Here is a 22,775-nt window from a genome sequence, read left to right as displayed (position 1 = left end):
GCACCGTCATGACCAGTCCAGGCAGCCCATCGGAAGCGCGTTCGCTGATCATCGAGCGCCTCGTCGGCGACAGCGGCGAGGCCGCCCAGGTCATCGATGCAGGTCGCGCCATGGCCGAGCGCGCTGTGCCGCTGCTGCAGAAAAGCCTGACCGGCGAGCTTGGCGTTCCGGTCATTGTCGATCTCAAAGCGGTCGAGATCAGCCGCGTTCCCGAGGCGCGTTCCAGCGCCGGTGAGAATTTCGCGATGACCGTCGTTGCCTCGCCGACGTCTTCCGATGCAGTGACCCTCGTCATCGATGGCGCCGCGATCGCCATCATGGTCTCGACGCTGTTTGGGGGTGACCCGGACATGCCAGTGTCGCCGATCGAGCGTGACCTGTCGCCGATCGAGACCGACGTTTCGACGATGGTGTTTCAACAGGTCGCGCAGGCGCTGAACGGATCCGGTCGGCGCTCGCTTGAGCTACGGCTTCCGGCGCCGCGGGCGATGTCTGGGATGGAGGCCAAGCGACACGTGTTGCGCGACGGCGCCGCACTGCGCATCGTCCTCGGCGTCTCGACGCCGGCCGACAGCGGCACCATCACCGTGACGATGCCGCAGCGTATCGTGCTGGCCGGTCGGGACGGCGTTGCCGCGGTCAGCGAGAAGGATCAAAACGCCAGCTGGCGCGCGCGCTTTTCGGAAGAGGTGATGCGCTCAACGGTAGCGCTCGAAGCCACCATGCCACTGGCCCGGCTGACGCTCGGCGACCTCGCCAACTTCGACATCGGCCAGATCATCGAATTCGAGGAAACGGCGCAATCCCAAGCGCGTCTCAGTGCCCGCGGCCAGACGCTGTTCGTCTGCGAATTCGGCAAACTGGGACAGAATTATACCGTCCGAATCAAGCATCCCTACGATGCCGGGCAGGATTTTATCGACGGGCTGATGCCGGCTGCCGCCGGACGCGCCTGAGCACTGGAGACAATCATGGCCAAGACCAAGGTGGAAGCCGACCTCGACCAGCCGGACGAACAACTCGACCGTGCCATTGAAGAATTGCGCGGGGTCCTGCACGAAGAGGAACAACGCCCGGATGCGGCGTTCAGGGCGGCCTCCGGCGCCAATTCAAGCGTCATCATGAACATCCCCGTCGATGTTCAGATCATCCTCGGCAGCACCGAGATGCCGGTCTCTGACCTGATGGCGCTCCAGAAGGGCTCGACGGTGGCGCTTAATCGTCGTATCGGCGAACCTGTCGACGTTGTGGTCAACGGCCGCAAGATCGCGCGCGGCGAGATCACCGTGCTGGAAAGCGATCCGTCGCGCTTCGGCATCAGGCTGACCGAAATCATCGCTGGCACGAAGGGCGCCTAGACATGGGTTGCGGAGCTTGCCGGTGGCAGCGAAGGCGAGTGGCATGACGACGCCGGCCACCTTGACCCGCGCGCAGAAGGCAGCCGCCATACTGGTGGCGATGGGCAAGCCGTCGGCCAGCCGCCTGTTGAAATTCTTCAAGCAGGAAGAACTGAAGGCGCTGATCGAGGGCGCCCGACTGCTGCGGACGATTCCGCAAAGCGATCTCGAGCGCATCGTCGCCGAGTTCGAGGCCGAGTTCACCGAAGGGGCGGGATTGCTCGATTCCGCCGACAGGATGGACACCATCCTCAACGAGTCGCTGTCGCCCGAAGAGATGAGCGCGATCATGGGCGACAAGAGATTCGAAGTCGCCCCGGAAGGCCCGCCGCCCATCTGGCCCGAGCTCGAAAAGCTCGAGCCGGCGCGGCTTGGCGCCTTCCTGGCGGGCGAGCACCCGCAGACTGCGGCCATGGTGCTGTCGAAGCTGGCGCCGCAGGTTGCGGCGAGCGTGCTGCTGACGTTGACCAAGCCGATGCGTGGCGAAATCATCAAGCGCATGGTGACGATGGCCAATGTTCCGGACGCCGCCAGCAAGATCGTCGAAAACCGGCTGCGCACCAGCGTGTTGGCGGAAACCTCGACCAAAGACACTTCTGCCGGGCAGGCGCGTGTCGCCAGCGTTCTCAACGAACTGGACAAGCCGCTGCTCGAGGAGGTCATGCAGGATCTGGAGGCCGCCGGCACGCCCGACCTTGATGGTGTCCGGGCGCGCCTGTTCGCCTTCGACGACCTGCCGTTGCTCACCCAGAAGGCGCGGGTGCTGCTGTTCGACGGGCTTTCGACCGAACTGGTCACGCTGGCCTTGCGCGGCGCGCAGGCGGGACTTGCCGAATCCGTGCTGTCGGCGATCGGCGCGCGGTCGCGGCGCATGATCGAAGCCGAACTCGGACAAGGTTCGGAAGGGGTTCCCCTCGCCGATATCACAACAGCACGCAAGACGATCGTGACGACGACGATCCGGCTGTCGCGCGAAGGCGCCTTCGAACTTCCGTCGACCCAAGACGCCGCCTAAGACCGCGCCATGGCTGACGCGGTCGACAAGGATTCGAAAACCGAAGAGGCGACGGAAAAGAAGATCCGCGACACTGTCGAACAGGGCAAACTGCCCCATTCGCGGGAAACGGCGCTCCTTGCATCCTTCGTTGCCATACTGGTGTTCACCGTCTTCTACGCCAAGGACGCGGTCATCGATCTCGGCATGTTCCTGTCGATGTTCCTGGAGAAGCCGGAAGCCTGGCCGATGGACACCGAGACGGACGTCATCGCGCTCTACAAGACTGTCATTTTCGAGGTGGGCCGGGCCGTCATCAGCCTGTTCGTGCTGCTGACTGTCGCCGGTGTCGGCGCCTCGGTGTTCCAGAACATGCCGCAGTTCGTCGGCGAGCGGGTGCGGCCGCAACTCTCGCGCATCTCGATCCCCAAGGGGTGGAACAGGCTGTTCGGCATTCAGGGTTGGGTCGAGTTCCTGAAGTCACTCGGCAAGGTCGGCTTTGCCATCGTCGTGCTGAGCTTCACTCTGTCGGAAGACCACCGCAAGCTGCTCGCCGGCATGATCACCAATCCGGTCGCTTTCGGACTCGTCATCCGAGGCATTGCCGTCGACATCCTGGTGGCGATCGTCTTCGTCATGGGGTTGATCGCGGCAGTCGACATCGTCTGGTCGCGCTTCCACTGGAAGCAGGACCTGCGCATGAGCAAGCAGGAGGTCAAGGACGAGTTCAAGCAGTCCGAGGGCGATCCGATCGTCAAGTCGCGACTGCGCTCGCTGGCGCGCGACCGGGCGCGCAAGCGGATGATGACGGCGGTGCCGCGCGCGACGCTGATCATCGCCAACCCGACGCACTTCTCGATCGCGTTAAAATACGTGCGCGACGAGGACTCGGCACCAATGGTGTTGGCCAAGGGGCAGGATCTGGTGGCGCTGAAAATCCGCGAGATCGCACGCGAAAACAACATCCCGATCTTCGAGGACGTGGCGCTCGCCCGCTCCATGTACAAGCAAGTTTCGGTCGATAGTGTTATCCCATCGCAATTCTACCAGGCCGTCGCCGAACTGGTGCGGATCGTCTACTCGAAAAAGGCTGAGCGCAGACAGATTTCATGAACCGTCAACCGCATGCAAAATCCCGCGAGATCATCGTCGCCAGTGCCATCGAGCAGGTGGTGGGTGAACTGAGGCTGATCGATGTCGCCGACTATATAGCTTTCATCCGGCTGGAACATTTCGCATGCCTGTCGGATCTCGTCGACTCAGCGGTGGAGCTGTTCTTCATGCCTGGCACACTGCGGCTCGGCCATGGCGGCGAGGCGCATGTCGACTGGACCGGCAGCCCGCGCATCGTGCTCGATCTGGAGTTGAGGCCGCCTGGGGTCACCGTCTATTTCCAGCTGACGCTGAGCGAGAACGGCGCATCGGTGGTGGTCAACTACGTGTCGTTCGAGAAGCCGGGCGAAGACCCGGAGCACAACACGGCTCTGCTCGAGGCGGTCATCGAAAAGGCGCGTATCCGCAACGTCGAGCCGCGGGCCTTTCGCGGAACATCGATCGCTTCCGACAGCCGCGGGCCAATCCTATAGTTACCTTATTCGATCAGGCCAAGACGCAGCGCCTTGGCAACGGCCTGGTTGCGGTTGACGGCGTTGAGCTTCTGGGTCGACTGGGTCAGATACTGGTTGGCTGTGTGCACCGACAGTTTCAGCAGCCGGGCGATCTCCTCGCTCGTGTTGCCATTGGCGGTCAGCTTCAGGCATTCGAGTTCGCGCTTGGAGATAGAGCGCATGCGGCCCGCATCGCCGGGACGGATGCGCGCCACGGCGGCGAACAACGAGAAGCAGCGGGCGTGGATCTCGTAGAGCGCGTCCTGCGGCAAGGCTATCTCAGAGCCCATGAAAACGACGAGTCCGCACTGCCCACGATCGGCGTGGACGGGAAACGCGATGCCACTGGTGCCGGGCGCCAGCGGGGCCATCTGCTCGGTCCAGGCGAGATTGTCGAACATCGCCGCCATGGCGGCGCCGCCGTCATCCGTCCACCAGCGCGGTTCCGTCGAGATGCGGGTGTGGCGCACGATCTCCTCGCCATTGGCGCCTGAAATGAATTTCGTCGCCACCGAAATGCCGGGATAGTCGGAATCAAGGCAAGGGACGAGCCGTGCGCGTTCGGGCGAGGGGCTGACAAAGAACAGGCCGAAGGCGGAGGCGTTGATGTCGACTGATATCCAGCGGCAGCGCCGCACGGCATCGGGAATGGTGACGGCGTGATGGGTCTCGGAGCCGAGAGAAAAGGCGCCGAACGGATTGCGCTGTTCGTTGAAAAGGGCTTCGGCAGCTTCTTTGATATCGGCGTGTTTCAAATGATGCCGCTCCTGATCGCCGTGGCGATGGCCATCGCGCGGTTGCTGGCCGCGAATTTCTGGATGGCGTGGGTGATGTAGCTGTTGACGGTGTTGGAGGAGACGCCAAGGATAACGGCGACCTCGTCCGTGGTCTTGCCTTCGGAGACCCAGAACAGGCATTCGCGCTCGCGATCCGACAGCGGATCCTGCATCGCGGCGGCGGCAATCAGCTGCGGGATGTGCGACAGCGCATAGCAGCATTTCAGCTGCGCCCGCATCAGCGCCGGCTGGTCGATGTTGCCGGCAGTCGCCGCGGAGAACAGGGCGAACAGACGCTGGCGGCCGACATTGAGGCGCAGCGAATAGATCTCCGCATGGCCAAGCACGTCGAGAAGGCGCGCTTCCTCACCGGTGATCAGTCCGTCAGCCTCGGGCGCCTGGGATGCCACCAGAGCGATCGGGCGGATACCCGGCCCCACCGTGAGCGCTCCTTGCGCAAGCCCGGCGATCAGCCGCTTGCCGGTCAGTTCGATGGCGTCGAAAATCCAGTTGGACGAGACGATGCGCGCATCGTTGCGGTCCTGATCGTGGACGATGGCGACCAGCATATAGCTGTCGGCACCGATCTCGGCGGTCAGCTGCATGAAAAAGCTGGTGAGGTCGCCGCGCGACGTCAGGCGCGAGCCCAACGTGTCGGATTGAAGTAGCGCTGCGGGACTGCTCATTCTGTTGCTTTTGGCCGGAATCGTTTCTGCCGTCCGGTTGCTGGAAGCCAGCCGCCGAACCCGAATACGCATCACTTTGACGAAGACACACGCGTGGCGCAGGGCTGCGCCAACCAGTTTCGAATCCATTCAGGGAACGCGAAGCCGTCCGCGTCTGGTGCCGGAAAAGCTCCGGAACAAGAGACTTTGGGTGGTCGCCGCGCCCCCCGAGGACCGGCTGATTCGGGTCTAATCTACCCGCAGTTGAATCCGACATCAAACGCGATTTGACAAAATCGAATCCGGTGGACTCACGTACGACTCAGAGGCGGACTCCAAGCCGTTTTGCCGCCCTGACGCACCTGAAACGTCGGCACAAAAAAGCCGGCCTTGTTGCAAAGCTGCCGTATCGAAGACTGATCGATTCCGATAGGTTTTCGCTGATCGACAGGGATGGGCGCGTCCCTTCGATCCGACCGGGCGAGATGGGTAGCCCTTGTTGGCGGCCATCGGCATGGGGCGGTACGCAGATCCACGCTGATTGACAGGTTCAATGCGCGGCCGCCGGCCACGCTCAAATTTTAGCACCAGTGGTTTCGGGGGAAACAATGAGCGATTCATTTCGGGAAGTAACATCCGTCTCGTGGTTCGGGCGGATCAAGCGCACGGTCGGCGGGGTCATCTTCGGCCTGCTTCTGGTCGTGCTGATGGTGATCGGGCTGTTCTGGAACGAGGGCCGCGCGGTGCAGACGGCACGCTCGCTGGCCGAAGGGGCCGACGCCGTGGTTTCGGCCAGCGCCGACAGCGTCGATGCCGCCAATAACGGTAAATTGGTGCATGTCAGCGGCCTGGTGACGGCGGACAGTGGTCTCGCGGATCCGGATTTCGGCATTGCGGCGCAAGGGCTGCGGTTGTCGCGCGGCGTCGAGATGTACCAGTGGAAAGAAGAGTCCAAATCCGAGACCACGAAGAAGCTTGGCGGCGGCGAGGAGACGGTGACCACCTACAGCTATTCGGAGGTGTGGGACGACAGCCAGATCGACTCATCGGATTTCAAGAAGCCGGACGGCCACCAGAATCCGCCGATGGCGATCCACAGCCGGACCTTCCAGATTCCGGAGGGCAAGCTTGGCGCTTTCACGCTCGATCAGCCGGTGCTTGATCGCATCGAGGGCGACAAGGACTATTCGCTGTCGGCCGACCAGTCAGCCGCGATCAAGGCCGCCTATACAGGCGCCAGGCCGCTCAGCGTCGTTGACGGCAAGATCTATCTCGGCGCCGACACGACAACGCCGACGCTGGGCGACTACCGCATCGGCTATGAGCTGGCGCCGCTCGGCCTGATTAGCATCGTCGCGCGCCAGGCCGGCAGCCGGTTCGAGCCCTACCAGACAGAGGCGGGCGATGCGTTGCTGATGGTCGACGCCGGCACTGTCCCGGCCGACAAGATGTTCGCCGAGGCGATCAGCGCAAACACGCTGATCACCTGGCTGCTGCGCGCCGCCGGCCTTTTGTTGCTGACGATCGGCTTTGCCCTGTTCCTCAGCCCGATCGGCGTAATCCTCGACGTCATCCCGTTCCTCGGCAGCATGGCGCGGATGGGAACCGGCATCATCGCCTTCTTCCTGGCGATCCTGGTCGGCACGACGACGATCGCCATTGCCTGGTTCTGGTATCGGCCGGTTCTGGCGGCAGGCATCCTTGCGGCCGGCGTTATCGCGGCGACGGCGGTCTACTACCTCGGCCGCTCGCGCAGGGCAGTCGCGCCGATTGCAGTGCCAAGTGCTGCCACCACGAGCTGATCGCGAGCCGGGCGGCGTCGCTGTCGCCCGGTTCCTCGTTTTTCTTCGCGGATGGCTTGGGAAAGCGACAGCGTCATATTGATATGCCTTCCGCTCTCAGGAACTCGTTAAACGACAGGTGGTTTACGCCTTCGATCTTACACACATCAGGAATGCGCATTTTCTTGACACTGGGCTGATAGGTGTTCGGCTTCTCCATGCTGATGATGGGAAGCTTCAAAGTCATCGCCAGCGCAATGATCGAGATGTCATTCAAGCCGACCGTGCCTTTGCGGTTTCCGTTGTACTCGGAAATCACGGGCTCGTATTTAGCCTTTAGCTTCTCGACGCAATCAAGGTACTCCGACCACGGCCATTTGTCGTCGCCGATCTCATAACACATTGATTCAGCGCATGATTTTAGGCACTCGCCGAGCTTCCCCTCAATCGAGCCAAGTTCGGTCAGGATCTCGGTGTTGCAGCAAAGCTTGCCCGCCTCGACCACCTTCATAACTTGCGCCCACAAGGACGCGAAAATGTCCTCCGGAAGGTTTTCCAGAGGGTTGCTGAAGCCAGACGTATCGAGGCAATAAGCCGCCACTCTAGTCCCCGAAATGGTTCCTTATGTCGTATAGGTGCGACAGGCTCTTGATCCCCATAAACTCTGCCGCATTGTGGTTTGTAATTCGTCCGCTATTCCAAGCCTCGATAACTAGCCCAGTATAGAAGTCGCCACGACTGGAGCGATAGCGCTGGCCGTAATACTTGGATCGCCCCCCGCCAGTGTATTCTTCTTCCTCTTTGATGAACTCTGGGCGTTTGACGAACCAATAAAAAGCTGGCTTCACGAACCCTAGCGCTACCAGCCGGATCAGCATTGCGTGCCGACTTACGGCATAGCGATTTGCCAGCGACCGAAGTTCTCTTTCTCCAATCTCATCCCTGGGCGCTTTCTCGCCGCCCATATCTCTCACGATGGCCTTCTTCGGCATAAGGAAGGCCGCCGCAAATCGATTGCACCATGCCTCGATTTGCTTGAGGCCCTTTGCCTTCCCAAACCTGGGTGGGCCACTAATCGCGCTTTGCCTGAGTAGGATGTGGCCGAGTTCGTGCGAAAGCGTAAACGCTTGCGCACTTGGTGCCTCGCCTCCGTACACAATAATTGGAAGTGGTTCCGCGAACAGACAAATTCCCCTTGTCCGCAGCTTTGTCAGTCCATTTTGACGGAGAACGAGAACGCCCATTTCCTCAAATTTGTGCCTGAGAAAATTTGGAAATTGGTCGCGCTTGTCTGATCGGATGGCAAGTTGCTTTTCGATGCTGAATTGAATGGCATCGCGAACCTTATCGGCGACCGGTTCGACGTCATTGTCTACGGACGAAAACAGATGCGCCGGAAACTTTGGCGGATCATCGCCAATGATTTCTAGTAGGTCTAGGGCGTTTAGCCGTTGCTCCTCCGCCCAGCGCTGAACCTCCTCTAGAGCGGCCAGTTCTTGCCCCGGTGTGCCTCCGCGATGGAAGCGGAAATCAGGTACAAGCTCCGTCGCTGGTACGTGAGGGATTTCCTTGGAAAGGAACTCCAGAAACGGCCGATCATAGATATCGGCAAGCCGCCTTGCCTGTTTAACCGTGGGCGACCTATCGCCCGCTTCCCATTCCGCGAGCCTATCTGGGCTTACGTTGATCCGCCGCGCGATGTCCTCGATATCGCCATGGACACGGTGGCGCGCCCAGCGAAAAACTTCGCTGTTAAACGGAATCCTTTCCTGCGCTCCCCCGGCCATACGTTGCATCCTTACCCAACCAATAGGACAAATCCACGGCCCAATCGACAGTTGCGCAGATTTTTGTTAAGGCGCGCTTACACTTGTCTGAAGGGAATATACACCTCTATCTGCCTTCGAAGCCGGTCAGCACGCCGACGGCGTTGATGCCGATCTCTTCGACGGCATAGCCGCCTTCCATGACGAACAGCGTCGGCAGGCCGAGCCTGGCGATGCGGCGGCCGATCTTGGGATAGTCTGTCGTCTTCAGCCTGAACTGGCTGATCGGGTCCTTCTCGAACGTGTCGACACCCAGCGAGACGATGACGACATCCGGGGCGTAAGCGGCAAGCTTGGCGCAGGCGTCCTCGAGCGAGGCATTCCAGGCGTCCCAGTCGGTGCCGAAGGGCATCGGATAATTGACGTTGAAGCCTTCGCCTTCGCCGGCGCCACCTTCGTCGGCATGGCCGAGGAAGAACGGGTACTCGACCATCGGATCGCCGTGCAGGTTGAGGACCTGCACGTCGGCGCGGTCGTAGAAGATCTCCTGGGTGCCGTTGCCGTGGTGGTAGTCGACGTCGAGGATGGAGACACGGGCAGCGCCCTGGTCGCGGAACCATTGGGCGGCGACAGCGGCGTTGTTGATGTAGCAATAGCCGCCCATGAAGCCTGCACCGGCATGATGGCCGGGCGGACGGCAGAGCGCGAAGGCGGAAGCGTCGCCGTCCTTGACCAGGCCGGCAGCGGTCAGCGCCACGTCATAGGACGACTTGATCGCAGCCCATGTGCCTTCGACGAAGGTGGCGCCGGCATCGAAGGAATAGTAGCCAAGCAGGGCGTCGATGCGCTTCGGCGGCACGTCGCCGCGCAAGCCGCGCGTCGGCCAGGTGAAGGGCATCGCCGTGCCCTTCAGGCCGGCTTCCACCCATTGCGGCCAGACCGTCGGCAGGAAGTCGACATAGTCTGATTTGTGGATGCGCTTTGCGGCGGCAAGATTATGCTCGAGCGGCAGGACGATCGGTCCCAGTCTCTCGCTTTCGACCCGCGCCTTGATGAATTCGGCCCGCGAGGGCTTCTCGAAACCCGGCACGATCGCACTCGTAACCAGTTCCATCTGGCCGGCATGGCCAGCGTGTAGCGGCGAATAGACAGTCTTCATCAAATTCCTCTCGAAATGCGAAATCATTCAAGGTTGAGATAGGGTGTCACCAGAGCGAGCCACATGGTTTCAACATCGTCCTCGATGAGGTCGTATGTCCTGCGGTCCTTTTTCAGCCCTACAAGCCGGCAGGCATGGCCGACCTCCATCATCAGCACGCCAAGCCGGCTGGCGACCTTGTCTTCAAGAGCCGGGTTCACATGCTGCAGCCATGCGGCATAGAGGGCGATGATCTGCTCGTCATATTCGTTTTGGATCGGCCGGAGATCGGCATTGCCTGAAATAGCCTCGATCACCGGCATCAAGGTGGCATTATCGAGATAGAGCCTGGACGTGTCTTTGAAGAGCTTGCGCACTTCACGCCGGAACTCTTCGCGGTTGGTGGGCGGGGCGACCTTGATGCGCCTCGCGATCACCTCGGGAAAGGATGACAGCCAGCGCCGGGCGAGATCCAGAAGAATGGCTTCCTTGTTGGGAAAGTACTGGTAGACCGAACCGACCGACAGGCCCGCGCGCTGCGCAATGGCGAGCGTCGTCGGCGTCCTGGTTCCTTGCTCCCGCGTCAAGACCAGCGCCGCGTCGAGGATCCTGTCGACCACCTTGCTCGACCGTTGTTGCCGCGGCTGCTTGCGCGGCTCGAGCGCTATCCTGGTTTTGCGGTCGAGACTGCGCTTCATGGCCTGCTGTCCTCGTTCCCCGCCTGGTCTCAACACAGGCGGAGCGTGCTGTCCACAATACATTCGATATTCCGCATGTTGACAAACGCGAATGATCAGTCGCATTCTTTATCCACGCTGTCTCTTGGCATAACAAGGGAAATTTCGAAGACGGCGAGTTGACATCACTTCTGTCCGATAGCGCCGCTCCAGTGGAGTGGCAGGTTGTGGACGCCGGGGTTGTCGGTCTCAGTCGGTCGTCAAAAACGCGGAGTCGCGATGTCAGTCACGGGTGCGGGTCAAAACGCGGATCTGATCGTCATCAACGGTCGCGTGCTGACCATGGACGATGACAATCCCGCCGCCGAGGCAGTTGCCGTCAAGGACGGCGCCATCGTCGCCATCGGCAGCCGCGCCTCCATCGAACAGCTCAAGGGACCAGCCACCAAGGTCATCGACGCCAAGGGCGGTTCGGTCTTGCCGGGTTTCATCGAGGCCCACATGCATCTGTTCGGCGGCGCTGCCGAACTCGATAATCTGCATCTGGCTGGCGTGCACGGCTTCGACGCCTTGCGTGATGCGATCCAGACTTTTGCGGCGGCACGGCCCAACGCCAGGCTTCTGATCGGCGCCGGCGTCGACTATGCGATCCTTTCCGAGCCGGTTACGCGGCATCATCTCGACCGCATCATCCCCGACCGCCCCTTTGCCATGTCGGCTTCCGACCACCATACGATGTGGGCGAACACCATGGCGTTGGAGCAGGCAGGGCTTCTGCACGGCCGCCAATTGGGACCGGGTAACGAAATCGTCATGGGCGCCGACGGGCTCGCCGCAGGCGAATTGCGCGAAGGCGAGGCATTCGGCCCGATCCTGGAATTCTTCGGCCAGAACCGCACGCGGCTTGGCCTGACCGGCGGCGAGCCAGAGCCTTACCCCTTGGCCGAGGAACTGGCTGCCGACCGCGATCTGATGCATCGCGGCCTCGAATGGTGCGCCAGGCACGGCATCACGTCGATCCAGAATATGGACGGAAACCTCTACCAGCTTGAGCTGCTTGCCGGCCTGGAACAGGAGGGGCGATTGCTATGCCGCACAAAAATTCCTTTCCACTTCAAGAACTTCATGGACATAGACATGCTTGAAAAGGCATCGACGATGGCCTCGACCTACAAGTCGGAATGGCTGTCGTCGGGCATGGTCAAGGTTTTTTACGACGGTGTGCTCGATTCATGGACGGCGGTGATGGTCGAGCCATATGCGGATCGTCCGGACTGGGTCGGCGAGCCGCTGTTTACGCCAGAACATTTCGCGCAAGTCGCGGTGGAGGCCGATCGGCGCGGCCTGCAGATCGCGGTGCATTCCATCGGCGACGGAGCGGTACGCGCGGTTCTCGACGGCTACGAGGCGGCGCAAAAGGCCAATGGCAAGCGCGACAGCCGGCATCGGGTCGAGCACATTGAGGTCATTACCGAAGCCGACGTGCCGCGCTTCGCCGAATTGGGCGTCATTGCATCCATGCAGCCGCCACATCCGCCCGGCGCGCTGAACTTCCCGCTGGAACCGACACTCTCGCGCATCGGCCGCGAGAGGTGGCCGCTGAGCTATGCCTGGCGCACGCTCAAGGATGCTGGCGCTCGCGTTGTGTTCGCTTCCGACTGGCCGGTGTCGCCGATCGATCCGATCCTGGGCATACAAGCGGCGGTGATGCGCAAACCTTGGGCAGAAGGCCTGCCGGACCAGAGTTTCTCGCTGCGTGAAGCGGTTGCCGGCTATACGGTCGAGGGCGCCTATGCCGAATTCGCCGAGCACCGCAAAGGCACGCTGAAACCCGGTTACATGGCCGATTTGGTGGTTTTGTCGGCGGATATCGAGAAGACGGCTCCGGCCGATCTGGACAAGGTGCGACCGGTGACGACGATCTGCGGCGGAAAGGTAACCTATCAGGCCTGACAATGGCATGAGGCTTGCTGGTGCATGGCTTGCTAGCCGAGATAATGAACTGAACTGTGATTCAATGCCGGACTTGCCAACCTACCGGCCATGTGGTCACATCGAACAGGGGAAGAGCTCCGCCAGCAAGAGCGGGGTCAACAGTGAGGCGTAATCGTGCCGGACAAACCGGGTCGGAATGCGATTGAAGTAGTAAACGTCAGCAAAATTTTCGGATCAGGTGAGGGGCAGGTCGCTGCCCTCGACACGGTCTCGGTATCCATCCGCGAGAACGAGTTCTTCACGCTGCTTGGCCCATCCGGCTGCGGCAAGACGACGTTGCTCAGGCTGATCGCCGGCTTCGACTTTCCAACGGCCGGTGAAATCCTGCTCTATGGCCAGGACATCGCGCCGTTGCCGCCCTTCAAGCGGCCGGTCAATACCGTTTTCCAGTCCTATGCGCTGTTCCCGCACATGACGGTGGCCGACAATATCGGCTTTGGCCTGGAGATGCTGGGCAAGCCGAAGGCCCAGATCAAGGTGCGCGTGGCCGAGATGCTGAAGCTGGTCAAGATGGAAGCACTCGCCGGTCGTCGCACCAGCCAGATCTCCGGCGGCCAACAGCAGCGCGTGGCGCTGGCCCGGGCGCTCGCGCCCCAACCCAAGGTATTGTTGCTCGACGAGCCCTTGTCGGCGCTCGACTACAAGCTCCGCAAGGAGATGCAGATCGAATTGAAGCGGCTGCAGCACGAGACCGGCATCACTTTCATCTTCGTCACCCACGACCAGGAGGAAGCCCTAACGATGTCGGACCGCATCGCGGTGATGTCATCGGGTAAGATCCTGCAGGTCGGCTCGCCCTGGGATATTTACGACAAGCCGGCGGAACGCTTCGTCGCCGATTTCATCGGCGAAACCAACTTCCTGACTGCCGCAATTGCCGGCGTCAGCGATGGAAAGGCTCAAGCGACACTCAAATCCGGCGCGACGATCAATGCCACGGTCGCGGAAGGCTTCCAGCCGAAAGACAAAGCCACCATAGTGGTGCGGCCTGAGCACGCCAAGCTGACCGCCGCCAAGGGTGACCTTTCCGGGACGGTGGAAAACATCGTCTATTTCGGCACTGATACACACATTCAGGTCCGTCTCGATAGTGGCGAGGCCTTCACCGTTCGCCAGCAGAACACCCGCAGTGCAGGCTGCGGTTTCGAGCAGGGTGACAAGGTCGGCATTGCCATCGGCAACGACGCCGCACAGGTGTTGAGGGACTGATGGTAGCCACCACACTCTCAAAAGCCGCTTTGTTCGAGACAGGGGCTGCCAAGGCCACCGCGCGGCGCAACCGACTGCTCTCCGTTCCGGCGCTGGTCATCATCGGCATTTTCGGAGTGCTGCCGCTAATCATCATCTGCGTCTATTCGTTCCTCGTCGCGGCACCCTATGGCGGCGTACAATGGCAATTCTCGACCGACGCCTATCTGAACTTCTTGTTCCAGCGCGATATTTTCGACGACACGCTGCAGTTCACGCCGGACTTCCTGATCATCTATTTGCGCTCCTTTCTGTTTGCGGTGGTGACGACGGTCATCTGCCTGCTGCTCGGCTTTCCCACCGCTTACTTCATGGCGACGCGGGCGCCAGCGCAGCGCAATTGGTGGGTGCTTTTGATCACCATCCCGTTCTGGTCGAACCTTTTGGTCCGCACGTTGGCGATCATGTTCATCATCCGCGACGAAGGCCTGATCAACAATGCGCTGATGGCATTGGGTGTGATCGATAAACCGATCACGATGCTCTACACCAATTTCGCCATCCAACTCGGATTGCTCTACGCCTTTCTGCCGTTCATGGTGCTGCCGCTCTATTCGAGCCTGGAGAAGCTGGACTTCCGGCTGATAGAGGCCGCGTACGATCTCTACGCGACACGACGGCAAGTCCTATGGCGTGTGATCATCCCGCTGTCGCGGCCTGGCATCATTGCCGGTTGCCTGCTGGTCTTCATTCCCGCCCTTGGCGCCTATGTGACCCCGCTTATCCTCGGCGGTGGCATACATCTGATGATCGGCGATCTCATTGCCCAGCAATTCGGATCCGGGCGCAACTGGCCGTTGGGCTGTGCCCAGGCTTTGATCCTGATGGCTGCGGTGCTGGTGGCGCTCTTCTTCTACGTCCGCAACACGTCGGGGAGGATGCAACATGGCTGATCCCCGCAATATCGACATCAAGGACCAGCCGGGCTTCCGCTCTATCGCCATCATCTGCCTATGCGTGCTCTACGTGCCTGTCCTGATCCTGATGATCTTCTCGCTGAATAGTGGTTCGCTGGTCACGCAGTGGGAAGGTCTTACGCTCAGCTGGTACGGCAGTGCGCTGCTCAACGAGGAATTCCACAGCGCTGCCAAGAACACGATGATCATTTCGGTGACCGCAACGATCATCTCGACGATCACAGCCACTCTGGCTGCGATCGGCATGACCCGGGTCAAGCCGTGGCGGGGCTTGTCTACAGCCTTTATGATCATCAACCTGCCGCTGATGGTCCCGGAAATCATCACGGCGGTGGCGACGCTGTCCTTCTTCGCCCTGATCGCCGGAATGTTCGGGCTGAACTTCGGCATCGGCAACCTGATCCTCGCCCACACTGTTTTCTGCATTCCTTTTGCCTACATGCCGATTCGGGCGCGGTTGGAGGATATGGACCTGACGCTCGAATACGCGGCCGCGGATCTCTATGCGACGCCTTGGAATGCATTCAAGCGTGTGACGCTGCCCTTACTTGTTCCCGGCATAATGTCGGGTGCCGCACTCGCCTTCATCGTGTCCTTCGACGATTTCACCATCACGCAGCTCGTCGCGGGGCCAGGGCAGACGACACTGCCGCTTTATATCTGGAACCAGATCAGGCGACCGATGACGCCGGAGATCAACGCCATCTCCACCATTCTGCTGCTGGTCTCGATTCTCTTCGTCTCGGTATCGTTCCTGATCGCGCGCCGACGCGCCAATTGAATTAATGGGAAGGCAAAGGAGAACAATAAATGTCTAGGAAGATGATGGCTGCCGTTTCGACGGCAGCGCTTTTGTGGGCGCTGCCTGCGCTCGCAGATGGCGAATTGCATATCTACAATTGGGGTGACTACACCAATCCCAAGCTGATCGAGAAGTTCGAGAAACAGTACAATGTGAAGGTCACGCTGGACGACTACGATTCCAACGAAACCATGTTGTCGAAGGTGCGCGCCGGCAATTCCGGTTACGACATCGTGGTGCCCTCCGACTACACCGTGAAGATCATGGTGGACGAGGGCCTGCTCGAAAAGACCGAGCCCAACGCGATGCCGAACGGCAAGAATATCGATCCGCGTTTTGTCGACATCTATTGGGACAAGGGCCGCCACTACACCGCGCCGTGGCAGTTCGGCACCACGACTTTCGCGGTCAACATGGACAAGTTCAAGGGCGACATCGACACGCTCAGCATCCTCTTCGACCCGCCGGCAGAGCTCAAGGGCCAGATCAACGTGCTCGACGACGTCAACACCGTCATGCATGCGGCCGAGCGTTATGCCGGCGTGCCGCGCTGCGGTGCCGACAAGGCCAATCTGAAAAAGGTCAACGACATCCTGATGGCCGCCAAGCCGTCGTGGAAGACCTTCAGCTACGACACCATCACCAAGATCACCTCCGGCGACGTAATCGTGACGGAACAGTGGAACGGCGCGACCTACCGCTCGAGGCAGAAAATCCCCGCCATCAAGTATGCCTATCCGAAGGAAGGCATCGAAGGCTGGATGGACAATGTGGCGGTGCTGAAAGGCGCCAAGAACCTCGATAATGCCAAGCTGTTCCAGGATTTCGTCATGGCCCCGGAAAACGCGGCGCTGATCTCGGAATTCGCTGGCTATGACAACGGCATTGCCGGCAGCCACAAGTTCCTGCAAGCGGATTTCGCCAATTCGCCGGAACTCAACCCTCCGGCAGGTGCGCCGGCAGCCGAATTCGTTCCACCGTGCCCGCCTGAGGTGGTCGAGATCTACAACAAGATCTGGACCAACCTGCGCAAATAAGGCTCGGTTCAAAATCCTACGGAAGGGGGGCATCGGCCTCCCTTCTTCGCGCTTACGAGAGGCTCAATGTTATCCTACCGCAACAGCGACCCGCGGCCGCCGATCATGCAGGGCTCGCCACCCGCCATGGTGGTTCCCAAGCTCGACTGGGACCGGCCGCCGTGGAACCGCTGGGCGTTCCAGCACATCCGCGAATTCCTGCCGACCGCCGAAGTCTGGCGCGGCAATGGCCATCGCCACCGTTTCGAGCGCGCCGAGGTCGATCTCGACGGGTTGGCGGTCGAGGACAGCACAGGCGCGCCGACGACGCTCGCCGGGCTGCTCGACGAAACCTATACGGATGGCTTCCTGGTGCTCAAGGACGGCAAGGTTGCCTATGAGCGCTATTTCAACGGCATGGGCGAACGCACGCTGCACCTGTCGCAGTCGATGGCGAAGTCCATCACCGGTTCGGTGTTCGGCATACTGGTCGGGCGCGGCCTGATCGATCCGGCCAAGCCGGTGACCGACTACCTGCCGGAACTCAGCGCGACAGGCTGGGCCGGCGCCAGCGTCCAGCATGTGTTGGACATGACCAGCGGGGTGCGTTTCTCCGAGGAATATAGCGACCGCTATTCGGACATCGGCCAGGTCGATGTCGCCACCGGCTGGAAACCCGTGCCGCCTGACAGCGACCCGGATTTCCGCTGGCCCTCGCACATGTTCGAACTGATCCTGGGCCTGAAGGAAACGACCCGCCCGCACGGGGCTGCCTTCGAATACCGCTCGATCGAGACCGACGTGCTTGCCTTCATCATGGAGCGCGTGACGGGCAAGCGGCTGCCGCAGCTGGTTTCGGAAGAACTCTGGCAAAAGCTCGGCGCTGACGAAAGCGCCTGCTTCACCGTCGACAGCGCCGGTTATGCGGTGGCCGACGGCGGCTTCAACGCGACGCTGCGCGACTACGGCCGCTTTGGCCAGCTGATCCTCGACAATGGTGGCGGCGTCGTGCCGGCCGAATGGATCGAGGCGACACGCAACGGCACGCATGGGCCGGATTTCAGCCCCAGCCTGCCGGAGGGCAGCTATCGCAACCAGTTCTGGATCGAGGACCCGCGCTCACGCGCTCTGATGTGCCGGGGCGTGTTCGGGCAGATGATCCATATCGACTGGAACACCGGAATGGTCGTGGTGAAGCTTTCGACCTGGCCGGATTTCAGCAATGTCGCCTATTCCATGGCAACGCTGAAGGCCGTGCACGCCATCGCTACTGCACTGAGCTGAGAGCCTGTTTGGAAACTCGGCCATCTGACGGCGTTTTCTGCGGTTGCGGTGCTCAAGCACCTGAATGTCCGCTCCGCTCCGGTTCTCGAAACCACCACCATATGACTCGCCGGACCGACTTTCGAAACCGCCGCTAAAAAAGACTTGGGAGGAAACGCCATGACCGGCAAGACCGCGTTCGAGACCCGGTACGGCTTCCGCCGCAATGAGATACTGCTCGCCAACTGGCGCGAAAACCCGTTCAACCGATGGTCGTTCCAGAATCTTGGCGAACTGGTGCCTACCGCCTGCGTCGCGGCAGCGCCGGCTGGTGTCGAGATGCCGGTCCGGGACATGAGCGGCCTGCTCGGCGAGAAGGTCACGGTCGCCAGCACACCGGAGACGGTGGCTGAATTTCTCGGGCGTTCGAGCACCGATGCGCTGACGGTGATGAAAGGCGGCAAGATCGTCGGCGACTGGTTCGCACCGCATATGGATTTCGGCGCCCGCCATATCATCTTTTCGATCAGCAAGTCGCTGACGGCCATCATTGCCGGCATACTGGAAGGCGAGGGGGTGTTCGGCCCGGAAGCGTCGGTGACGCAGTATATTCCTGAGGCCGCCGGCTCTGCCTATGGCGATGCGAGCGTGCGGCATGTGCTCGACATGAGCGTCAGTCTCGATTTCGAGGAAGCCTATCTCGATCCGGAGAGCGCTTTCGCCCGCTATCGCCGCGCCACGCTGTGGAATCCTGGCGGCGGCACGGAGAGCCTGCGCGAATTCATCCTGACTCTGCAGCGCCTGGCCGAACCGCATGGCCAGACCTTCCGCTACCGCTCGCCCAATTCCGACCTGCTCGGGCTGCTGCTAGAACGCGCATCCGGCCAGCGTTTTGCCGACCTGATGCGTGAGAAATTGTGGCTGCCGCTTGGCGCCGTCAGCGACGCTTCGATCAGCATCGACATGGAAGGCACGGCCCGCACCGCCGGCGGCATTTCGGTGACGCCGCGCGACCTGGCGCGCGTTGGCGAGATGATGCGGCAAGGTGGGGTGGCCAACGGCCGGCGCATCGTGCCGGAAGCCTGGGTGCGAGACACGGTTGCTGCCGGCGGCAGTGCCGCCGCCTGGCAGCGCGGCACGATGCGGCCACTGTTCCCCAAGGGCCGTTACCGCAACAAATGGTACCAGACTGGACACGAGAGCGGCGCCTATTGCGGCATCGGCATCCATGGCCAGTGGCTCTATGTCGATCCCAAGACCGAAGTGGTGATCGCCAAGATGTCGTCGCAGCCGGAACCGGTCGACGATCGGCTCGATGCCGAGATCGTCGCCTTTTTCGAGGCGCTTAGCCGCCTCGTCTAGACCGGATCTAGTCGCCACATTGGCGCGCGCTTTCCTGTGGACCCGCCGGGCTGATCGAAGTGCGGCGGTTGGCGGACCGAACGTCTGCGCCTATGGTCGCCGCTCTTTCGACGAGAGCAGGAACGACATGGCATCCGACATCAAGCGCATCGCAGCCATCATCGCGGCCGAGATCAGTGCCCGGCCCGAACAGGCGGTCGCGGCGATCGAATTGCTCGACGAGGGCGCGACGGTGCCGTTCGTGGCGCGCTACCGCAAGGAGGTCACCGGCGGGCTGGACGACACGCAATTGCGCGACCTTGCCGAACGGCTTGCCTACCTGCGCGAGCTCGATGCCCGCCGCGACACCATCCTCGGCTCCATCCGCGAGCAGGGCAAGCTGACCGCAGAGCTTGAGGGCAAGATCGTCGCCGCCACCACCAAGGCAGAGTTGGAAGACATCTATCTGCCCTACAAGCCCAAGCGCCGCACCAAGGCTGAGATCGCTCGGGAACGCGGGCTGGGGCCGCTGGCGGAAGCCATTCTCGCGAACCGCGCTTTGGTGCCTGCTGACCTGGCGTTGGCCTATGTCGGCGAAGAGGTGGCCGATGCCAAGGCGGCGCTCGACGGCGCGCGCGACATCCTGTCGGAACAGTTCGCTGAGAATGCCGACCTGATCGGCAAGTTGCGCACCCACATGAAAGAACGTGCTTTCATGCGGGCCAGGGTGGTCGACGGCAAACAGGAGGCCGGCGCGAAATTCTCCGACTATTTCGACCATGTTGAGCGCTGGGCTAATGTGCCGAGCCATCGCGCGTTGGCGATGCTGCGCGGCCGCAACGAGGAAGTGCTGTCGCTCGACATCGAGGTCGATGCCGACGACACGTCGCCGGTGAAGCCGGTCGAGCGCATGATCGCCAATGCCTATGCCATCGGCGGCAGCCTGCCGGGCGACCGCTGGCTGATGGAGGTGGCGGGCTGGACCTGGCGCATAAAACTGTCGCTGCACCTGACGCTCGATTTGATGCGCGACCTACGCGAACGAGCGGAAGAGGAAGCGATCCACGTCTTTGCCCGCAATCTGAAGGATTTGCTGCTCGCGGCGCCCGCCGGTTCTCGTGCCACGATGGGGCTCGACCCCGGCATCCGTACCGGCGTCAAGGTGGCGGTGGTCGACGGAACCGGCAAGTTGCTGACCACGACGACCGTCTATCCGTTTCCGCCGAGGAACGATGTGCGTGGCACGCAGGCGGAACTTGCCAAGCTCATCCGCCTGCACAAGGTCGAGCTGATCTCGATCGGCAACGGCACCGGCAGCCGCGAGACGGAAAAGCTGGTGGCGGACATGCTGTCCGACATGCCGGCGGACGGTGGCCCGAAGCCGCTGAAGGTGATCGTCAGCGAGGCGGGTGCCTCGGTCTATTCGGCATCGGCGACGGCGGCGGCAGAATTTCCCGGCCTCGACGTGTCGTTGCGCGGCGCGGTGTCCATCGCCCGGCGCCTGCAGGATCCGCTGGCTGAACTGGTCAAGATCGAACCAAAATCGATCGGTGTCGGTCAGTATCAGCATGACGTCGACCAGTACCGGCTCGGCCGCTCGCTGGAGGCCGTGGTGGAAGACGCGGTCAACGCCGTCGGCGTCGATCTCAACACCGCTTCGGCCCCGCTGCTGGCCCGAGTTTCGGGGCTCGGCGCGTCACTGGCCGACGCCATCGTCGCGCATCGCGATGCGAGCGGCCCCTTCGCCAGCCGGAAGGACCTGCTCAAGGTGCCGCGGCTCGGACCGCGCGCCTTCGAACAGTCCGCCGGCTTCCTGCGCATCGCCAACGGCAGCGAGCCGCTCGATGCCTCGTCGGTGCATCCGGAAGCCTATGGCGTGGCGAAGAAGATCGTCGCCGCCTGTGGGCGCGATGTCCGTTCGCTGATGGGGGACAGTGCCGCACTCAAGGCGCTCGACCCGCGCGTCTTCGTCGACGAGCGTTTCGGCTTGCCAACGGTGCGCGATATCCTGGCGGAGCTGGAAAAGCCCGGCCGCGATCCGCGTCCCGGTTTCAAGACGGCGACCTTCGCCGACGGCATCGACGACATCAAGGATCTGAAACCCGGCATGCTGCTGGAAGGAACGGTCACCAATGTCGCCGCCTTCGGCGCCTTCGTCGATATCGGCGTCCATCAGGACGGCCTGGTGCACGTCTCGCAGCTGGCCGACCGGTTCATCAAGGACGCACATGAGGTGGTCAAGGCTGGCGATGTGGTCAAGGTGCGGGTCGTCGATGTCGACATCAAGCGAAAGCGTATCGCGCTTTCGATGCGCAAGGACGGGGGCGAAGGCGGGGCACCGCGCGGTGGGCCGCGCGACAATGGCGGCGGCAGGCCGGCGCCGCGTGCACCGGCGCCGCAGCGCCAGCCGGAGCGGCCCGCACAGCAAGGCGCGTTCGGCGCGGCGCTGGCCGATGCGCTGAAGCGGAAGTAGCTACCAAGCCAGAACAGCCGGCTCCTTCTCAACCTGACCCAGCAACCAGTCGCGAAAGCTGGCGACCGGCGGATGGCCACGCTTGTCGTGCGGCACGACGAGATAGTAGGCGCTGCGGCTTTGCATGGGCTGACCGGGCGCCAGCACGAGTTGGCCGCGATGCAATTCGCCTGCGATGAGGATCAGCGGCAACAGCGCCACGCCGAGGCCAGCCATGCAGGCCTGGGCAGCGGTGCCGAACTGTTCGAACTGCATGCCGGGTCCGCTCGGCGCGCTCAGCCCCTGATGCTCGAACCATTCGGTCCAGGCGCCGGGCCGCGTCGCCATATGCAGCAGCGGCAGGCGGCCGATATCGGCCGGTGAGGCGATAGCGCGGCCGGCGAGGAATTCTGGCGAGACGACCGGCGCCACAGTTTCGCGAACCAAAAGCGTCGAGTCGGCCTCCGGCCAGTCCGGCAGGCCGTAGTGGATTGCCGCATCCAGCCTCTCCCTAGCGAAGTCGAAGCGGCCGATGCGGGTGACGAAGTTGATGGTGATGTCCGGGTTGTTTTCGACGAAATCGGGGATCATCGGCATCAGCCAGCGCGTACCGAAGGTCGGCAATATGGCAAGGTTCAGGATGCCGCTATGCCGATTGCTCATCAATCCAAGGGCCGCGTCACGTAACTGGCCAAGCGCTGAACGCACAGCGTCGGCGTAGATCTCGCCTGATGTCGACAGCCTGACATTGCGGCTGTCGCGTTCGAACAGTCGGCGGCCGAATTGATCTTCTAGCAACCTGATCTGTCGGCTGACCGCGCCCTGGGTCAGATCGAGCTCCTGGGCAGCAGCGGTGAAGCTGCCGAGCCGAGCCACAGCCTCGAAGGCGGCAAGGGCGCTGATGTTGGGCAAAAGTCGGCGCTGGACACTCATGATCCAT

Annotated in this window: 21 protein-coding genes; 14 read left to right on the top strand and 7 right to left on the bottom strand. The window is 61.9% G+C overall.

All coding sequences use genetic code 11. The annotated features are described in order from the left end of the window. The first annotated feature begins 8 nt into the window (after nt 1-8). The 5 genes from NKH57_RS16595 to NKH57_RS16575 are packed head-to-tail and all read left to right on the top strand — an operon-like array spanning nt 9 to nt 3,977. Nucleotides 9-956 (top strand): FliM/FliN family flagellar motor switch protein, encoded by a 948-nt coding sequence (locus NKH57_RS16595; RefSeq protein WP_352945529.1) that lies wholly within the window; start codon nt 9-11, stop codon nt 954-956. A 15-nt stretch (nt 957-971) separates the two neighbouring features. After that, nucleotides 972-1,358 (top strand): flagellar motor switch protein FliN, encoded by a 387-nt coding sequence (gene fliN, locus NKH57_RS16590; RefSeq protein WP_023761675.1) that lies wholly within the window; start codon nt 972-974, stop codon nt 1,356-1,358. Between the two features lie 43 nt (nt 1,359-1,401). After that, a complete protein-coding gene (locus NKH57_RS16585) occupies nt 1,402-2,412 on the top strand; it encodes a flagellar motor switch protein FliG (protein ID WP_352945527.1) in 1,011 nt (336 codons plus the stop codon). A 9-nt stretch (nt 2,413-2,421) separates the two neighbouring features. After that, nucleotides 2,422-3,504, top strand: a complete 1,083-nt coding sequence (gene flhB, locus NKH57_RS16580) for a flagellar biosynthesis protein FlhB (RefSeq protein ID WP_352599744.1) — start codon at nt 2,422-2,424, stop codon at nt 3,502-3,504. Beyond that, nucleotides 3,501-3,977 (top strand): BspJ family T4SS effector nucleomodulin, encoded by a 477-nt coding sequence (locus tag NKH57_RS16575; protein WP_352945525.1) that lies wholly within the window; start codon nt 3,501-3,503, stop codon nt 3,975-3,977. The genes flhB and NKH57_RS16575 overlap by 4 nt, the downstream gene beginning before the upstream one ends. A gap of 5 nt (nt 3,978-3,982) precedes the next feature. Here NKH57_RS16575 and NKH57_RS16570 read toward each other — a convergent pair whose 3' ends face one another. Then, nucleotides 3,983-4,753: a helix-turn-helix transcriptional regulator gene (locus NKH57_RS16570; protein ID WP_352945523.1), complete on the bottom strand. Its 771-nt coding sequence runs from the start codon at nt 4,751-4,753 to the stop codon at nt 3,983-3,985. Next, on the bottom strand, nt 4,750-5,460 hold the full coding sequence (locus NKH57_RS16565) for a helix-turn-helix transcriptional regulator (protein ID WP_352945521.1): 711 nt from the start codon (nt 5,458-5,460) through the stop codon (nt 4,750-4,752). The genes NKH57_RS16570 and NKH57_RS16565 overlap by 4 nt, the downstream gene beginning before the upstream one ends. Before the next feature lie 587 nt (nt 5,461-6,047). On the opposite strand from NKH57_RS16565, the gene NKH57_RS16560 reads away from it, so the two are divergent. Further along, nucleotides 6,048-7,241, top strand: coding sequence for a TMEM43 family protein (locus NKH57_RS16560; protein WP_352945519.1), 1,194 nt, complete (start codon nt 6,048-6,050; stop codon nt 7,239-7,241). 73 nt (nt 7,242-7,314) lie between these two features. On the opposite strand, the gene NKH57_RS16555 is transcribed toward NKH57_RS16560, so the two are convergent. The 4 genes from NKH57_RS16555 to NKH57_RS16540 form a co-directional block, all read right to left on the bottom strand. Beyond that, nucleotides 7,315-7,821 (bottom strand): DUF4411 family protein, encoded by a 507-nt coding sequence (locus tag NKH57_RS16555; RefSeq protein ID WP_352945517.1) that lies wholly within the window; start codon nt 7,819-7,821, stop codon nt 7,315-7,317. A 1-nt stretch (nt 7,822) separates the two neighbouring features. Then, on the bottom strand, nt 7,823-9,016 hold the full coding sequence (locus NKH57_RS16550) for an ImmA/IrrE family metallo-endopeptidase (protein WP_084025623.1): 1,194 nt from the start codon (nt 9,014-9,016) through the stop codon (nt 7,823-7,825). Nucleotides 9,017-9,113: 97 nt separating this feature from the next. Continuing rightward, nucleotides 9,114-10,145 (bottom strand): histone deacetylase family protein, encoded by a 1,032-nt coding sequence (locus NKH57_RS16545; protein WP_352945515.1) that lies wholly within the window; start codon nt 10,143-10,145, stop codon nt 9,114-9,116. A gap of 23 nt (nt 10,146-10,168) precedes the next feature. Further along, nucleotides 10,169-10,822 carry a TetR/AcrR family transcriptional regulator gene (locus tag NKH57_RS16540; protein ID WP_352829088.1) on the bottom strand — a complete coding sequence of 218 codons (654 nt, stop codon included), beginning with the start codon at nt 10,820-10,822 and terminating at the stop codon, nt 10,169-10,171. A gap of 258 nt (nt 10,823-11,080) precedes the next feature. On the opposite strand from NKH57_RS16540, the gene NKH57_RS16535 reads away from it, so the two are divergent. The 8 genes from NKH57_RS16535 to NKH57_RS16500 all read left to right on the top strand — a co-directional run bounded on the left by NKH57_RS16535 (nt 11,081) and on the right by NKH57_RS16500 (nt 21,856). Continuing rightward, nucleotides 11,081-12,754: an amidohydrolase gene (locus NKH57_RS16535; protein ID WP_352945513.1), complete on the top strand. Its 1,674-nt coding sequence runs from the start codon at nt 11,081-11,083 to the stop codon at nt 12,752-12,754. Nucleotides 12,755-12,910: 156 nt separating this feature from the next. Continuing rightward, nucleotides 12,911-14,005: an ABC transporter ATP-binding protein gene (locus NKH57_RS16530; protein WP_352725407.1), complete on the top strand. Its 1,095-nt coding sequence runs from the start codon at nt 12,911-12,913 to the stop codon at nt 14,003-14,005. Beyond that, entirely contained in the window at nt 14,005-14,937 is a 933-nt protein-coding gene (locus NKH57_RS16525; RefSeq protein ID WP_352945511.1) for an ABC transporter permease, read from the top strand. Before NKH57_RS16530 ends, NKH57_RS16525 begins: the two co-directional genes overlap by 1 nt. Beyond that, nucleotides 14,930-15,742 carry an ABC transporter permease gene (locus NKH57_RS16520; protein ID WP_352599764.1) on the top strand — a complete coding sequence of 271 codons (813 nt, stop codon included), beginning with the start codon at nt 14,930-14,932 and terminating at the stop codon, nt 15,740-15,742. The genes NKH57_RS16525 and NKH57_RS16520 overlap by 8 nt, the downstream gene beginning before the upstream one ends. 29 nt (nt 15,743-15,771) lie before the next feature. Beyond that, a complete protein-coding gene (locus NKH57_RS16515) occupies nt 15,772-16,800 on the top strand; it encodes an extracellular solute-binding protein (RefSeq protein ID WP_031260861.1) in 1,029 nt (342 codons plus the stop codon). 66 nt (nt 16,801-16,866) lie between these two features. Beyond that, entirely contained in the window at nt 16,867-18,063 is a 1,197-nt protein-coding gene (locus tag NKH57_RS16510; protein WP_352945508.1) for a serine hydrolase domain-containing protein, read from the top strand. A gap of 159 nt (nt 18,064-18,222) precedes the next feature. Next, complete coding sequence (locus NKH57_RS16505; RefSeq protein WP_352945506.1) at nt 18,223-19,404, top strand: serine hydrolase domain-containing protein; 1,182 nt, start codon at nt 18,223-18,225, stop codon at nt 19,402-19,404. A 127-nt stretch (nt 19,405-19,531) separates the two neighbouring features. Then, entirely contained in the window at nt 19,532-21,856 is a 2,325-nt protein-coding gene (locus NKH57_RS16500) for a Tex family protein (RefSeq protein ID WP_352945504.1), read from the top strand. Here the strand turns inward: NKH57_RS16500 and NKH57_RS16495 are convergent, their stop codons facing one another. Beyond that, nucleotides 21,857-22,768 carry a LysR family transcriptional regulator gene (locus NKH57_RS16495; RefSeq protein WP_352945502.1) on the bottom strand — a complete coding sequence of 304 codons (912 nt, stop codon included), beginning with the start codon at nt 22,766-22,768 and terminating at the stop codon, nt 21,857-21,859. Nucleotides 22,769-22,775 lie beyond the last annotated feature (7 nt).

Source organism: Mesorhizobium sp. M1050 (assembly GCF_040318715.1).
In the GTDB taxonomy this organism is placed as follows: Bacteria; Pseudomonadota; Alphaproteobacteria; order Rhizobiales; family Rhizobiaceae; genus Mesorhizobium.
This window is presented reverse-complemented; position numbering and strand designations above follow the sequence as displayed.